Raw genomic sequence first — 738 nt, 5'->3', positions numbered from 1 at the left:
TGGCCCTGCAGATACAAGGGGTATCTAGCCGCGAGTGGCTTTCGTGGAGGCATACCCCTCACCCAACCGAGTTTGCAGCGCTACCTATGTGCCCTCTCCCGCAAGGGGAGAGGGCGCAGTCATAGGCACCGCGCTCGCGGTCAGGACGACTCCTCCGACGCTCAGCCGCAGTGTCCGCATTTGTCCGTATCGCTCCGGGAGAAGGCCGAACTTTCCGCTGACATGGCGCCGGACGCCGCTGTTACGCATGAGGTCCTCCACCGGTCCAGCCTTCATGCACAACGACAATCCTCCATCCTCCTCACCAAACGACATCCCAAGCGCCGCCGCCATCTGGCCACCACTCCATCCCTTCATCGCCGCCGAAGCCCGCCTCTCTTCTCGCGCGGCGCAAAAGCCCAGCACCGCGTTCCTCTACGAATTCCTCCGCTTCGGCGTGAAGCAGGGCTGGGCGTGCCTGTTCGGCGGCATCGCGGTCGCGCTGATGCTGGTGACGTGGCGATTCTATCCGGCGCAGGCGCCGCTGGCGCGCTACGACTTCCTGCTGCTCTGCATGCTCGGTGTCCAGGCCGCGCTGCTCGCGCTCGGGCTCGAGACGTGGGAGGAGGCCAAGGTCATCCTCATCTATCATCTCGTCGGCACCGCGATGGAGCTGTTCAAGACCGCGACCGGGTCGTGGATCTATCCGGAGCCGAGCCTGATCCGGATCGGCGGCGTGCCGCTGTTCTCGGGCTTCAT

Annotated in this window: 1 protein-coding gene; it reads left to right on the top strand. The window is 64.9% G+C overall.

What is annotated here, in order from left to right:
* Nucleotides 1-274: 274 nt before the first annotated feature.
* Nucleotides 275-738, top strand: a 464-nt coding sequence (locus BRAO375_RS27140; RefSeq protein WP_139031482.1) for a DUF817 family protein, incomplete at its 3' end; no start/stop codon positions are given.

The organism is Bradyrhizobium sp. ORS 375 (assembly GCF_000239775.1).
In the GTDB taxonomy this organism is placed as follows: domain Bacteria; phylum Pseudomonadota; class Alphaproteobacteria; order Rhizobiales; family Xanthobacteraceae; genus Bradyrhizobium.
The sequence above is the reverse complement of the archived record's forward strand: the minus strand, read 5'-3'. Positions and strand labels throughout refer to the sequence as shown.